This is a genomic window from Sphingopyxis sp. (assembly GCF_019459305.1).
In the GTDB taxonomy this organism is placed as follows: Bacteria; Pseudomonadota; Alphaproteobacteria; order Sphingomonadales; family Sphingomonadaceae; genus Sphingopyxis.
Window position 1 is genome coordinate 39,571 of sequence record NZ_JAIBES010000084.1, and the last position, 14,254, is coordinate 53,824.

9 protein-coding genes are annotated in these 14,254 nt (G+C 61.5%); 3 read left to right on the top strand and 6 right to left on the bottom strand.

The genetic code is table 11. The features are described 5' to 3' along the window. Window positions 1–22 precede the first annotated feature (22 nt). Entirely contained in the window at window positions 23–1,873 is a 1,851-nt protein-coding gene (locus K0M74_RS09735) for a serine hydrolase (RefSeq protein ID WP_293971208.1), read from the bottom strand. A gap of 323 nt (window positions 1,874–2,196) precedes the next feature. Here K0M74_RS09735 and K0M74_RS09740 point away from each other — a divergent pair, with 323 nt between their 5' ends. Together K0M74_RS09740 and K0M74_RS09745 are read left to right on the top strand one after the other, a co-directional pair. After that, window positions 2,197–5,418, top strand: a complete 3,222-nt coding sequence (locus K0M74_RS09740) for an amidohydrolase family protein (protein ID WP_293971211.1) — start codon at window positions 2,197–2,199, stop codon at window positions 5,416–5,418. A gap of 95 nt (window positions 5,419–5,513) precedes the next feature. Then, a complete protein-coding gene (locus tag K0M74_RS09745; protein WP_293971214.1) occupies window positions 5,514–6,914 on the top strand; it encodes an APC family permease in 1,401 nt (466 codons plus the stop codon). Window positions 6,915–6,988: 74 nt separating this feature from the next. On the opposite strand, the gene K0M74_RS09750 is transcribed toward K0M74_RS09745, so the two are convergent. The 3 genes from K0M74_RS09750 to K0M74_RS09760 all read right to left on the bottom strand — a co-directional run bounded on the left by K0M74_RS09750 (window position 6,989) and on the right by K0M74_RS09760 (window position 11,501). Then, entirely contained in the window at window positions 6,989–8,056 is a 1,068-nt protein-coding gene (locus K0M74_RS09750) for a S41 family peptidase (RefSeq protein ID WP_293971217.1), read from the bottom strand. 86 nt (window positions 8,057–8,142) lie between these two features. Next, on the bottom strand, window positions 8,143–10,443 hold the full coding sequence (locus K0M74_RS09755; protein ID WP_293971220.1) for a penicillin acylase family protein: 2,301 nt from the start codon (window positions 10,441–10,443) through the stop codon (window positions 8,143–8,145). After that, a complete protein-coding gene (locus K0M74_RS09760) occupies window positions 10,443–11,501 on the bottom strand; it encodes a 3-hydroxyacyl-CoA dehydrogenase NAD-binding domain-containing protein (protein WP_293971223.1) in 1,059 nt (352 codons plus the stop codon). Before K0M74_RS09760 ends, K0M74_RS09755 begins: the two co-directional genes overlap by 1 nt. Window positions 11,502–11,569: 68 nt before the next feature. Between K0M74_RS09760 and K0M74_RS09765 the strand changes: the two genes are divergently transcribed. After that, a complete protein-coding gene (locus K0M74_RS09765; protein ID WP_293971226.1) occupies window positions 11,570–12,328 on the top strand; it encodes a GntR family transcriptional regulator in 759 nt (252 codons plus the stop codon). On the opposite strand, the gene K0M74_RS09770 is transcribed toward K0M74_RS09765, so the two are convergent. Both K0M74_RS09770 and K0M74_RS09775 read right to left on the bottom strand, forming a co-directional pair. Further along, on the bottom strand, window positions 12,325–13,764 hold the full coding sequence (locus K0M74_RS09770; protein ID WP_293971229.1) for an amino acid permease: 1,440 nt from the start codon (window positions 13,762–13,764) through the stop codon (window positions 12,325–12,327). The two genes, K0M74_RS09765 and K0M74_RS09770, sit on opposite strands and share 4 nt — an antisense overlap. A gap of 55 nt (window positions 13,765–13,819) precedes the next feature. Then, entirely contained in the window at window positions 13,820–14,248 is a 429-nt protein-coding gene (locus K0M74_RS09775; RefSeq protein WP_293971232.1) for a thioesterase family protein, read from the bottom strand. Window positions 14,249–14,254: the final 6 nt, after the last annotated feature.

Below are 14,254 nucleotides of genomic sequence, written 5' to 3' on the forward strand. Positions count from 1 at the left end.
GAAGATGAAATTGGGCCGCGGGCTACCAGCGTAGCCAGTTGAGCATGTTCAGCGCCGCAAAGAAGGGCAGGGTCGCCATCGATGCGATGAAGAGGATCAGGACCGAACGGGTCGATGTCCGCTTCGTCCAGCGCGCCGCGATCTGGAGAAGAATCGCAGTGATGATGCCTGATAGCGCGGCGAGCGCAACGAACTTGGCGATCACCAGCGGAGCGGGCGTGGCTACAGGCAGGTTCGACAATGACATGGCACCGACCGCGACGAGAGCCGATGACAGGATAATGCAGACCGCCGAGACGGTTGCCAGATGCAGTGAGATCCGGACGATCCGTCCGGGCGCGGTTCGCTTACGGCGAAGGAAGGCGGTCATGGCGGTACCTAGGATCACCAGAGCACCGCAGATCCCAATCGCCAACAGTGTCCACAATGTGGTTGGCGTCCCTTTCCAGGCAATGCGATTGAACGCCACGAATGGACGCCATCCGATCGCGAAGGAGGCGATGCGGCCGCGATTGTCGCGCGTGAAGACAAGTTGGTCTCGCCGCTCTGCCCCTTCGGCGCGGACGAAGCGATCCTTCCCGACTGGAATCCATCGAGAAACATCTCGACCAATGCTCACGACGACGCCGCCGTTCGCGCTCTTCGTTACATAAGCGGCCGCGAAGGCCGATCCGATGCGTTCGATGCTCGACAAATTGCTGATGTTAGGGCGGTAGGAGCCGAGGTAGGCATCGACAGGGGCCTCTGCGACCCGTATCGGTGCGGCGCGCGCCGCGGTCCCGGGATGGAAGCGCCGCATGTAGGCGCGAGCGACCTGCTCGACGGTCATGACACGGCCAAGCGTATTCATAGACACAAAGAGCCCCGTGCCCGTGTCGGGCGCGATAATTAGCAGGCTGGTAAAGCCAGCAATTTTTCCTCCGTGCGCAAGCAGGCGCCGGCCGTCGATATTCACTTCGTAGAAGCCATGCGCCATGCCTTCGATGCCGGGCGCGTTACGGGCTAGCGGCCTGCGCATTTGCTGCGCCGTTTCAGCACGCAGGATTCGGGCTTCGCCCAGTTCGCCGTCCTGCAGATGTGCCAGCATGAACTTCGCCATGTCATCCGCAGTCGATGTGACCGCTCCGGCAGGATAGATGTAGATATGTTCGACCGGGGCCGCCGCCAGCCCCCCATCGACGAAGCGGTAGGATCGCGACAGGTCGGGCGGCAGCTTCGCACCGGTTGTCTGCCTGAAGGTCGTGTGAGTCATGCCGAGTGGGGCAAAGATGTTCTTTGTCACATAGGCGTCGAACGGTTCCTTCACGACGCGCTCGACAATATAGCCGGCGAGGGCGGTTCCATAGTTGGAGTAGGCAATCTGTTGACCCGGCGGGGCGATGCGTTCGGGCAGCCCCTCCTTCAACGCGCGGCCAAGCGTCATATCCGCGCGGACGGGCTGGCGCGTTGCGAGACCAAATAGCTTGTCTTCGAAGCCTGCGGTGTGGCTGATCAGATGGCGCAGCGTGATCGGCTGGCGATAAGTGGCAGGCACGCGAAAATCGAGATACTGGTTGATGTCCGCGTCAAGGTCGAGATTGCCGCGCTCGACCTGCTGCATCACCGCAGTCCACGTAAATAGCTTGGTTACGGAAGCGATGCGGAACCGGGTCGTCGCCGCCTCAGCGCGGCGTCCCGCGTCGACATCACTGAAACCATAGCCTTTGCTGAACAGCAGGCGCCCATTCTCGACAACCGCGACAGTTGCGCCCGCCACCGCCTCGGTATCGAGCATCTGGGTCATGACTCCGTCGAGGAATAGCTCGGCGTCCCTCGCTTCGACAGCGCGCGCCGGTGCATTCAGGTCGGTGAGCGGCACTGCGTCGCGGGCCAAGGCTCCGCCGCAGGCAAGAATCGAACATAATCCCGCCAACATCCAGCGCCGCATCGTCAAGTCTCCCGTTTCAGTTGAGGGCAGATTGCAATTTATTTGATCAAAATGTCAAGTTGGAATATTTCGTTGAAAATCCCATGAGAGCGCCATATTATTGCGTAATCAAGGCAATCATCGGGTCGGAATAAATGATCAAAACAATCAATGCATGCGCGAGGAGGTCGCCTTTGGGCCAGGCTGTTGCCGCGCTTATATGCGCCTCCGCTGCCGGGAGTACTTCCACCCCTGTTGTGGCTGGGGACTTGTCGGCGTGGGACACAACGATGCCGCGCGGCGAAGCGCGCGTGATCGATTTCGAAACCGATGAAGGCACATGGATGTCGGTCGACGTGTCGCCCGACGGGCGACGGGTCGCCTTCGACCTGCTTGGGCACATCTATCTCATGGGCATCGAAGGCGGCAAGGCACAGGCCTTGACCCAAGACAGTGGCATGGCGCTCAATTTTCATCCGACCTTCTCGCCCGATGGCTCGCGGATTGCTTTCATTTCCGACCGAGGGGGGCAGAATGCCCTTTGGGTCATGGATGCCGATGGCCGCAATGCCCGGCTGCTTTTTCAGGACGATGAAACCCGCATTGCCGAGCCCGCCTGGCTTCCCGACGGAAAGCATATTGCAGCTGTGCGTGCCTTTCCGACGCCCGGCCGCGGGTGGCACCGGCAGAATACGCGCGTGTGGTTGTTTCCTGTCGATGGCAAGGACCCGGCGCGTGAACTCGTGGGCGGAAAGGAGGCGCAGTATAATGGGCCATCGCCGTCGCCGAATGGCGACCGGATCTATTTCCACACCTCCTATTTCAGCGGCAATCGCTATGGCACCCAAATAGGACACCATGTCCAATCGGTCGCACTTTCGGGCGCCGAACTCCGGGATGTGATCGGGTCGCCCCCCGCCGCGCCGGACCTCTCCGCATCAGAGGTGCCCGGAAATCCTTCGGCCGACATTCAGCCGCGCGTATCGCCCGACGGTCGCTGGCTTGCTTTTGCGCGCCGGATGCCCGGCACGCATGAACAGATTGCCGGGCACCGACTTGCCGGCAGCACTGGCTTGTGGATCAGAAATCTTGCGACTGGGCATGAGCAGCTGCTGCTCGCGCCGATCACGCGCGATCTGTCGTCGGCGCACGCTATGTATTCGCATCGCGTCCTGCCCGGATTTTCCTGGACGCCCGATTCACGCGCGATCATTTTGTCGGTTGGCGGAAAGATCGCGCGCGTCGATCTTCGGTCCAGGAGCCTCCGGAGCATCCCCTTTACGGCGCATGTTCACCGGCGCATCTCCGGACAGGTCCGCGGACGCTTGGCCCGGATGACGAATAGTCTTCCCGTCAAATTTCTGCGGTGGCCCGCTTCGTCGCCGACGGACGACAGGATCGCTTTCGTTGCGGTCGGCAAGGTCTGGACCGGGGGGGGCGAGGGCAAGGGTTTTCATCCCGTCGCCCCGGACGTGCCGGGCGTCCAGTTGACACCGTCATGGTCCGCCAGCGGCGATGCGCTCGTGTTCGCGAACTGGGAGTCGGGCAAACGCGGCGGGTTATGGATCAAGGAAGGCGCAAACTCCGCGCGCCGTATCGCCCTGCCCGCGGGCGAATATATTTTTCCGACCTTTTCGCCCGACGGGAAATCGATTGTCGCCATGCGGGGGCAGTCGGATGAAGCGGCGGCCGGTCGCTGGGAAGCGGGCAAGTGGGACGTCGTTCGCTTTCCCGTCGCCGGGGGCGACGGGGTCATATTGGCAACGGCTGCCGCGGCCCGGCCCGTTTACTTCCTGGCGGACGGGCGCTTGGCGTTCGAGCGGCAAGAGCAGGCCGCCGCGGCGCAAGGACTTTATCAGCCTTTCCCTTCTGCCGATGCATATGATGCAAAAGTATCGATCGTCGCCCAGCGCCCTGATCCCGGCGCGCCGCAGCAGCGCATCGCGGCATTTCCGGCAAGGAATTCTCGCGCGTTCGGTGCCGGAAACCGCCCCTTGCTTTCGCCAGATGGACGGTGGGTCGCTTTCGAGGCCGCACGTGAGGTTTATATAGCACCCGCCAACTGGTCCGCCGAAGGAACCGCGCCCTTCATCGAAACGAACCCCAACCAACCGTCGCCTGATGCGCGCCGTGTATCTCGCGCGGGCGGCGTTTATCCGCGATGGCAGCGCGACGGGACGCTCGAATTCGTATCGGGCCGCACGCTATTTTCGTGCACTGCGGACAACCTGATTTGCCGCGAACGTGACGTCGAACTCTCAGTGCCGCGCCCAGTCCCCAATGGAGCCTTTGCTCTCGTTGGCGCGAAGATTATATCGCTCGGTTCGAAGGGCGTAATCGAGCGCGGGACGCTGGTCGTCGAGGGCGACCGCATCCGCTGTATCGGCCGATGCACCTTGCGGAAATCGGACAAGGTCATCGACGCCACCGGGAAAACGATCATTCCGGGACTGATCGATGTCCATACCCATGATACCGAAGTGCCCGAAGGCGTCGTGCCAAGCTTCGCACCCGAGCTGGCGCGGCAATTGGCCTATGGCGTCACGACCACGGTCGATCCCGCATCGGATGCGGCTGCCATCCTGCCGCTGGCGGAACTCTCCGATGCGGGCTTTCTCGCAGCGCCGCGCATCTATGGTGTCGGCGATCTTGTGACATCCGGCCGCGCTGCCGGCTTTGGCGATCATGTTGAAATCCGCAGCCTGGCGGACGCCGAGCGCATCGCCCGCCGCAATGCCGAATGGGGTGCGGTTGCGCTCAAATCCTTTCGCATGACGAGCCGCCGTCAGATGCAGCAGCTCACCGAAGGCGCGCGCCGCGCGGGATTGTCGATCACCGCCGAAGGCGGACCGATCGAATATGTCATCGGCATGGCGATGGACGGACAGACGGGGTGGGAGCATTATATCGCCAATCTCCCGGTCCATAAGGATGTCAGTACATTCCTGGGTCAGGCAAATATGGTCTATTCTCCAACGTCGGGCGTGTCGGGACATCCTCGCGGAGGAGTGGACTTTTTTCGCGACCGCCATGATTTTGCGTCCGACGAAAAATATCGTCGGTTTAGCGCTGCCGGGTCGTTGCCGGCGCCCATCGGCGCAGCCGGCCCGACGGGCTTTTCCGCCTACAGCTTCCCGATCGTCGCATCGGGACTGGCTGCCATTCGCGCCGCCGGCGGCCGGGGCGCCATCGGTGAGCATTCGGAGCAGGGCGGTATTGGCTCGCACTGGGAGATCTGGTCCTATGCCACGGCGCTCGCACCCATCGAGGCGCTGAAGGTAGCGACGATCGAAGGTGCCTATTTTCATGGCCTTGATCAGGAGATCGGATCGCTGGAGGTCGGCAAGCTTGCAGATCTGGTCATATTGAACCGCAATCCGCTCGAGAATATTCGTCACACGCTGGACATCGCTTTTGTTGCGAAGGGCGGCATTCTTTATCGCGGCGCCGATCTGGAGCAGATCTGGCCGGTCCGCAAACCCGATCTCCAGGTTTTTCGTACGCATGACTAGGAGGCGGTCGTCGGTGGACCCGAAGTCTGCCGCCGCGGTGTGCGGCTTGGGAGAACTAGGCGTGCGATCCAGTTCGCACCGGAAAGGAATCTGCAATGCATAACAAGGGCGCTAAGGGCGGTATCGGACTCCTCACGCTCTTCTGTCTGTCCATCGGCACCATCATCGGCGTCGGCTGGATCACACTTCTCGGAACCTGGCTGGGTGCGGCAGGCTCGATCGGCGCAATTCTCGCCTTCGCGCTCGGCGGAGCGATCATCTTGCCGATTGTCTTCTGCTATGGGGAGGCGCTGTCGATCACCGGTGCAACGGGCGGCGAGATTGCCTTTGCCCGCGCCGCGGGCGGGCGCCGCGCGGCCATGTGTGCGGGCTGGATCCTCTTGCTCATTTTTCTCGGCGTCGTGGCCTTCGAAGCGATCTCGGTGGCGTGGATTGCGGGAATTTTGTTTCCAGCCCTGCTCGGCCCGACGCTTTATTCGGTTCTCGGCGCCGACGTCCATCTCGGTGCGTTGCTGATCGGCGTTGGTGGAACCTTGATCATTGCGCTGTTCCATCTCCGCGGCAGCCAATGGATCGAGAAGCTCCAGAATTTCTCGACAATCACCAAGTTGATCGCGGCCCTTATCTTCATTTCGGCCGGGTTGGCATTTGGCGATCCGGCCAATCTCGCGCCTGCTTTCGTGCGCCGTGATGGGGCAATCGAACTGGCGGGTTTTTTCTCGGTCCTGTCGATGACCCCGCTGTTCTACGCGGGTTTCAATACCACCCTGCAGGCCGTGGACGAACGCGATGCGAGCGTATCGCTTCGCGGCGTCGGACTCGTGCTCGTGGCCTCCATTCTGGGAGCGATCGTCTTTTATGCCGGAGTAATTGCTTCTGCGGCGATGAGTGCACCGCGCGAACTGCTCCTCAATGCGGATCTCCCGGCAGCCGCCGCTTTCGATCACGCCTTCTCGTCGTCGCTGATGAGCAAGCTCGTCCTGATATCAGGACTGCTCGGGCTGGTTTCGGCATGGAACGCGACCTTCTTTGCCGCAACGCGCGTGCTGGCGGTACTCGCCGAAGACGGCATGATCGGTTCATGGTTCGGCCGACGGAGCGCTGCGACCGGATCCTATTTCAATGCCACGATATTCTGCGCAGTCCTCGCCTCGTTGGGGGCGATATGCGGCCGAAATGCGGTGGGGCCGATCGTCGCCACGTCGGCGCTGGGGCTCGTTGCGATGTTCGCAATCGCGGCCGGGTCCGCGATCCGCCTGCGCCGGTTGCAACCCGATGCTCCCCGCAGCTTCAAAATTCCCGGTGGTGTAAAGACCGCCTGGCTCGCGCTGGCCCTCAGCCTCGGTCTTATGGTGATTTCGCTCGGCCATGCGGTTGCCGAGGCGGGCGGCTTCCCATTGGAACTGGCCGTTCTGACGGGGTGGGCAATCCTGGGGGTGGGGGTTGCGGCCCGTGGTGCGGGGGAGCCTGCGCGCGCTGACGAATGGTCGACTTGACGAACAGTCGCAATTGGGGCCAGCAGCTAGGCGCTGCGCTTTATTGTTGCCCGCAAAGTGCAGCGCATCGCCGCTTAAAAAGCACGCCTTGCGCGGCGGGCCATCGGTCGCTGCGGGGTCAGCTGGGCCGAAAGCTGCTCGGCTGCGACCTTCTCAATTCCCGCGAGTTGCAACGTCTCGGCTAGGGCCCGGTCGGCGGTGATCGCAATATCCGGTGCAACCCCGGCTCCTTCCCAATCTATGCCGGTTTCAGGATCATAGGTGCGCCCCACCGGCATGAAGGTGGTAAAGCCATGCGCAAGCGGCAAGATGTCACCGAAATGGCCAGCGCCGGCCGTTGGTTCGCCGACTAGCGTGGCGCGCTGCGTTCGCTTGAGCGCCAACGCGAGATGTTCACCCGCCGATGCTGTCGCGCCCGAGGTCAGCACATAGATAGTGGCCCTGGCAATCGGCTGCTTCTCAGCTGACGGCAAGGCCCAATGTTCCTGGCGAACGACGTCGGCAGGCGAGGGGATCGTCTTGATGGTTGGAAACGCTGCCAGTGGATCGCCGTCCCGTTCGATGATCGCGGCGCGCGTTTCCATCATGAGAAGCCGGGTTGGTTTGGCGAAGACGGCGGAAAGCAGGATATCCATTTCGTCGAGCCCGCCGCCGCGGTGCGTGCGAAGATCCAGGATCAACGTGCGGGCTTCGCCAAATTCGCGGACGAAGCGTCGCGTTGCCTCGATCGACTCGGGCGTACCGAGAAAGCTGTTGAATCGGACAAAAGCGACTTCGGGCGCGATCCAGCGCATCTGTTCGACCTCGGGCGGCGGGGGCGCCGATGGCGTCTTCGGCTTGGCCGGCGTTTTAAAATCAAATGCCGTGGGAAACACTTGAAGATGTCCGTCCGGCGCGATCGCCTGAACATCGGCCGTCAACATGTCGGCCAGCTTCTCCCGGGTCACAGCCTTGTCGTAACCGCCGGCCGCGACCTTGGTGCGCAGCGCCGACGCATAGCGCGTGGCCGTTTCGGGAAAGAGGAAATTGCTCTCCAATGTCGCGGCAAAGGCCTCGGCAATTGCGCGCGCCTCGGCAACGCTGACGGCAGTGGTGGCAGGTGCGGATGGCGCTGCCGCGCTGCCCGCCGATTGCGCAGACAACGGAGACGCCGGAAGCGCGGCGAGGGCAAGGGTCAGCGGTATGAAACGTAACATCATTTTTCCTCCAGTTCGGATTCCGTCGTCGCTTATTGGGTGACGGACAGAATTTTCATGCTCTGCGCTGCAGGCAAGAGCTCGCGAAGTTCGAAGTGATTGGACCGAAGCGTGCCGCTACTCGCCAACGCAAGCTGGTCGTCAAAGTGCGGCGATGCCGGATCGTCGCTAAGCCCGGGCAGAAACTGCGAGTAGGAATTGAGGCGTCCGCCGGGATGAAATGCGACAACGAAAGGCACGCGCTGGCAGCAAAAGGCGGTGAGTTCAGACGCCCGGTCCGTCGCTGCCCGGTAACGCATCGTGCGCGGCGGCGCGGCGATAAAGGGCCGACTGTTCCAGCCGCCTTGCAGGTCCAGGTGCCGTTCCATGCCGGTGAAAACGAAGGATCCGCCGGCGCCGGGCCATCGCTTGCCGCCACGGCTCAACTTGTGCCGGTCGCCATAAACCGGATGGCGTAGCGATCCATAAAATTCGGCATAATCGGCTTGCGCCGCTCTCACCGCGGCAACGAACAATCCATCACGCTCCAACGCGATCGGCTTACCGTCGACGATTTCGAGCGCCATCTGATACGCTGCATTCCCGTCAATCCGGTTCAGCGCGTCAATGAAGAGGCTGAAGGCGAGCGCCGGACCTGAGTCCTCGACAAGACGGCCATCGAACGCGCGAAGTTGTGCCAGGAATTCGGCGATGCCGTTGCCGGATCCGAACTGCGCATCGTCGATCGATTTCAAACGGGTTGCCCATCGGTCGAACGCATAGATCTTCTCGTCCATCGTCAGGCGGATTGCATCTTGATCGGTCAGTTTTTCCGCCCTCTCGAGCAGCTCCATGTGCCGCAGCTGGCGCAAAGTTGTCTGGCCCGGCTCGAGCGCAAGATGGGGAGGGTGTTCATCGGGTATGATGACCCGTTCAGGGTACATCATGTCCGGACTGACATTGTCATTCACGACATATCCCTGAGCGGGGTTTTCGACCTTGATCGTCTGGTCGAGCGTCACAAAGCCCTGCCAGGCCGTGCGCGCGCTGTTCCCGTCGACAACCCCACTCGGATCGATACCGGGCTTGCGGATCGGAATCCGTCCAGGACGGACGTAGAATATGGATCCATCGGCGCCGCCGATCAGAAGATTGGCGGGATAAATGTCCATCGCTGCAAGTTCGGCCCGCAGTTCCGCAAGGTTCTGCGCCTTGGCCATATTGTACATCCGGCCATGTCCCAAGCCGACGCGGTCGATGCTCGCATAGCTCGCGACAAAAGCATTCCGGCCCCGCCGCTCGACGACGGGGGAAAGCAGGCCGTTATGGCGCGTATATTCGAACTGTCCGGTCACCGGCGCGGCACCTTTGACCTCGACCCGGTAGGGAATCGTTTCAAAACGCCTCGTTTCCTGATCAAACCGATAGCGCGAGCTATCGTCTGCGAGCGTTTCGACGCGGTAGCAATCGCCGGCAAATCGCGGACCCTCGGTCCAGCCCCAGGCGAAATCCCGGCTGTGGCCAAAGAATGGCATCGCAGTGCCCGTGGGCTCGAAAGCCTGAAAGTCGAAGTCGCCGGCTTTCATGCGCCAGGCATAGAACAAGGTTCCGATCGCGCTCCACGGACCGTGCGAGTCTGAGGAAAATAGAACGCCGCCGTTCGCGACGCGGCTTGGGCCAGCAACCCAGGCGTTCGACCCCTTGAGCGCCGGTTCTGCCGGCGCCGGCGCCTTGCTTTCGAGTGCGGCGATCCGCGACGGGCAGATTTGTGCGGCCTCAGCGACAAGCTGGCTGAATGCTGCAAGCGGCATTGCGGGCTCGAGTACGGGTGCCCAGGCAGGGCGTTTGGCGGGATTGTCGGCGAGGTAGCGATTTATTCCCGCAATATAGGCATCGAGGTTGCGACGGTATTGTTCGGGTAGCTGCGCCAGATTCTCGCGGGCGCTTTCGAGGATCCGGAACCGCCGGACTGCGACGTCGGAGGCGACGCTGTCCTTGATCGCATTCGCCAGGTGAGGCGTGACCTTGTCGGCGCCGATCGGCCCCGGACCGAAATTGGCGGCAAGTTCGCCCTTGGTGGCAAGATAAATCAACAGCAGCTGATCGATCCTGTCTTCGGCCGTGGCAAAGCCGAGTGCGAAGAAACCATCCTCTTCACGCGCGGCATAAATATGGGCCATGCCCCATTCGTCGCGAAATATGTTTGACTTGCCCGGGGCCATCAGCGGGCCAGGCTCGCGTGGAGTTTGAACCTCGGTAATCGGCGCCGGCGCCGCTGTGCTGGTCAGCGGGAATCCGGCGATCGCCAGCAGCGCTGTCGCCGTCGTGAGGTAGAATTGGGAGCCCGCCGCCATCATGCCTTCTCCTTTGCAGCCGTTCCATCGTCACGCGGGCCTAACCGGCTGCGAACCAGCGACCACATCAACTGACGGTCGCGCCACTCGCGTTTGCTGCGCAGGTCCAGCATTGGGGTCCGCGCGCGGCATGCCTCGGTCACGGCTGCGATGGCGGTTTCTTCCCACGGTTCTGCCACACCCAGATCGCGGCCGAGCTCCTGATAGGCTTCGCGAAAGCGCCGGGCATATCCCGCGACACCATCATCGGCGTTGAGGTCCATGGTTGCGAACGGACCGAGAAAAGCCCAGCGCCGACCGAGCGATTCCGTCATGCAGAGATCGAGATCGTCGGGGCTGATCACGCCGTTCGCAACCAGATGCATCGATTCATTGATCACGGCCGCCTGGAGCCTGTTGGCGACATAGCCCGGCACCGGCTTGCGCAGAATGATCGGCGCCTGGTCGAGCTGGAGCATGATCGCGCGGGTGCGTTCAATGGTTTCGTCGCTTGTCGCAGGTCCGGCAAGCAGTTCGACGAGTGGTACCAGGTGCGGCGGGTTGAACGGATGCGCGACGATACATCGATCGGGTCCGGCAGCGTCCTGGAATATATCGGCCGGCAAAAGACTGGAGCAGGAACTGGCGATGATTGATAACGGGGCGGCTTCACGTCCGATTTCGGCAATCGCTTCGCGCTTGGCATCGAGGCTTTCCGGCGCGCTCTCCTGAATAATTTCGGCATCTGCAACGGCATCGCGCAAGGTGGAGGCAATGGAGATGCGTGCCATGATTTTGTCGCGCCCCCGCACGAGGCCGAACGCCGCCATATCGTCGAGCGAGGTCGCGATGGCGCCAAGTGCAGCATCCATTGCAGCGACACTGGGGTCGAAAAGCGAAACGCGATATCCCGCTTTGGCGTAAAGTAGCGCCCAGCCCCGGCCGATCGTGCCAACGCCGACGATTGCGGCCTTTCCCAAACTCATTCCATAATCTCCAGATATTTGATCAAATATCATACACAATGGAGCTATTCTTTCAAGGAAGGATGTTCCTATAATTGATAATTTATGGATCACGGCCTATGGAGGCTTGCCGATTGTGTCGGAGGAAGGCAGCTTGGCAGGGTATCAAAGGAGAAATTTCTGTGGCGAAACGGGCGGATGAGAACAATTCGGACCATCCAGCGAGCGACGCTGGCGGTGCACTTAGCACGCGCGGACTTCGCGTCATCCGGCGCCAGACGCTCAAGGAGCGCATCTATCAGGAGCTTCGCAAAGCGCTTCAGGAGGGCAAATTCGAACCCGGCGAGTCGATCACCGTCAAGCTCCTCGAACAGGAGCTCGGGGGCGGCACGATGCCGATACGCGAAACGATCCAGCGACTGGCGGCCGAAGGTGCGCTCATCAACCTGCCAACCGGGCGGGTGAAGGTTCCGCTTTTCACCGCGGACGAGTTCGACGAAATTAAGGAAATCCGGTTGCGGCTCGAAGGGCTTGCAGCACGCAATGCAGCCATTCGACTGAGCGACGAAGATTTTGCCCGGATCGAATTATCCCACCAGCGGCTGATGTCAGTGGCGACGGGCAACACCGAATGGGGCGAGATCGTTCACCTCAATTATGTCTTTCACTTCGCGATTTATGAAGCGGCGCGATCGCCGCACCTGCTTTCGATGATCGACAGTCTTTGGCTGCGCGTGAGCCCGCTTCTCTCGATTCCCTTCAAGAAGCCCGCCAAGGTGCGCGCCGAATGGGTGCTGGGCCACGAACACAACCAGCTACGGCTTCTGGATGCCCTAAAACAACGCGACGGCAAGGCCGCAGAGGCCGTAATTCGCGAAATCATCCTTGGTTCGGCGGCGTGGTACCACCGCCATCATCAGTTCGCAGCCGAGCCGCTTTAGACCGATGGGGTCGCCGGACGCGCTGCCGCTCCCTTGTGCCGCCGTCGCAATGCATAATAAGCTGCGCCCGCCAAGGTCCAGATCAGGAACGCCAGCCAGGTCCGTTGCGGGAGGCTCAAAAGCATATAGATGCAAACGAGAATGCCGGTCGTGCAAACGACGGGCGCGAACGGAACGCGGAACGGGCGCGAGACGTCTGGTTCGCGGTGGCGCAGGTAAAGCACGCCCGCGCACACGAAAACGAAGGCCACTAAGGTTCCCATCGAAATCAGCTCACTGAGTGTTTGAATAGGGAATGTCGCTGCGGTTGCCGCAACGACGAGGCCTGCGACGACGATTCCTCCCGTCGGCGCGCGGCTCCGCTCTGATATGCGTGCAAATAACGAAGGCACCAAGCCGTCAGCCCCCATGGCGAATAGAATTCGGCTAAGGCCGAACAGCAGGACGACGAGCACCGACGTCAGTCCAATGACGGCCCCCGCGGCAACGGTAATCTTGAGCCAGGCGAGATGGCTGCCAGCATAATCGAGCGCAGTACTTACCGGACTTGCCGAGTCGAGTACGGGATAGGGCGCGATCCCAGTAAGGGTGAGGGCGAACAGGATATAGAGCCCGGTGCAGAAAAGCAGCGAACCCAAGATCCCAATGGGGACACTGCGCTGTGGATTCTTGGCCTCCTTCGCCGCTGTCGAAACGCCATCGAACCCCAGATAAGCATAGAAAATGATGGCTGCGCCGCGAAAGACCCCGCTCCACCCATATTCGCCTGAGGTGCCGCTGTTCGGCGGCAGGAAGGGCTGCCAGTTAGCAACATCGATGGACAAAGACGCGACCCCGATGAACAGGACAATCACGGTGACCTTGATCGCCACTAATATGCTGTTGACGCGAACCGAAAGCTTGACTCCGCGCACGAGGACGAACGTGAGCAAGAGTATGATCATCAGGGCAGGCGCATTGATTGCCGGAGCGCCGAATGCGAGCGCGCCATTCTCGGCCGATATCGGTGGGCTCGACAGTTGCGGCGGGATTACGATACCGAAGCTTTGCAGAAGATTGACCAGATAGGCCGACCACCCAACCGAGACCGTCGCTGCGGCCATCAGATATTCCAGCAGCAGGCACCATCCGATGAACCATCCAACCAAGCGCCCGAACGCCGCATGCGCATAGTTGTAGGCGCTGCCAGACGCAGGAACCATGGCGGCGAACTCGGCATAGCATAGCGCCGCGCAGAAGCAGGCCGCAGCCGCAATGAGAAACGACAGGACAATCGCGGGTCCCGCGTGGTCTGCCGCGACGACACCGGTCGACACGAAGATACCGGCGCCCAATATTCCGCCGATGCCGAGCAGAACCAGGTCCCAGGCACCAAGGTGACGTGCCAGCGCGTTATCCGCTGCCGCCTCCGCCTGAACGTCTTGCAGTCGTGACATGCCCGATACTCCGCTTGATAACATATTGTTCAGGCACCTCGTGTTGAGGCGCTTCTCAGCGTGGCCCGCCCGCCTCTGTCGCTTGAACATCGGGCAGGAGCGAACGCGCTGCTGCGACGATGGTCGCAGTGAGCGGCGTTGGCTGACGTTCAACCATGTCGAGATACACGCTGACGATTTCGCAGACGGCTCGCGCCTCGCCATTCTCCGCGTCGGACATCCAGTGGCGCGACGACAGCGACGTACGCCCGATCTTGAGTGTTTCGCTGCGGATCGTGAGCAGACTTCCAGGCTTCACCTCGGATCGGAGTACCAGGCTGATGCTGACGTCGGCAAAACCACGCGCGGAATTGCCGAAGCTGTGCCCGCAGCAGCTGACATAATGATGCAGCGCGTCGTCAAACATCGCCAGATAGTGGCGCGTGTTGAGGTGGCCCATCGCATCGCAAAGCCAGGGATGCGCAACGCCTCGATAAGTCTCCATCATGGC

What these genes read in the sequence shown, in the direction of transcription:
- K0M74_RS09740 (WP_293971211.1), top strand. Translation starts at nt 2,197, where the DNA reads ATGCCGCGCGGCGAAGCGCGCGTGATCGATTTCGAAACCGATGAAGGC.
- K0M74_RS09745 (WP_293971214.1), top strand. Translation starts at nt 5,514, where the DNA reads ATGCATAACAAGGGCGCTAAGGGCGGTATCGGACTCCTCACGCTCTTC.
- K0M74_RS09755 (WP_293971220.1), bottom strand. Translation starts at nt 10,443, where the DNA reads ATGGCGGCGGGCTCCCAATTCTACCTCACGACGGCGACAGCGCTGCTG.
- K0M74_RS09770 (WP_293971229.1), bottom strand. Translation starts at nt 13,764, where the DNA reads ATGTCACGACTGCAAGACGTTCAGGCGGAGGCGGCAGCGGATAACGCG.
- K0M74_RS09775 (WP_293971232.1), bottom strand. Translation starts at nt 14,248, where the DNA reads ATGGAGACTTATCGAGGCGTTGCGCATCCCTGGCTTTGCGATGCGATG.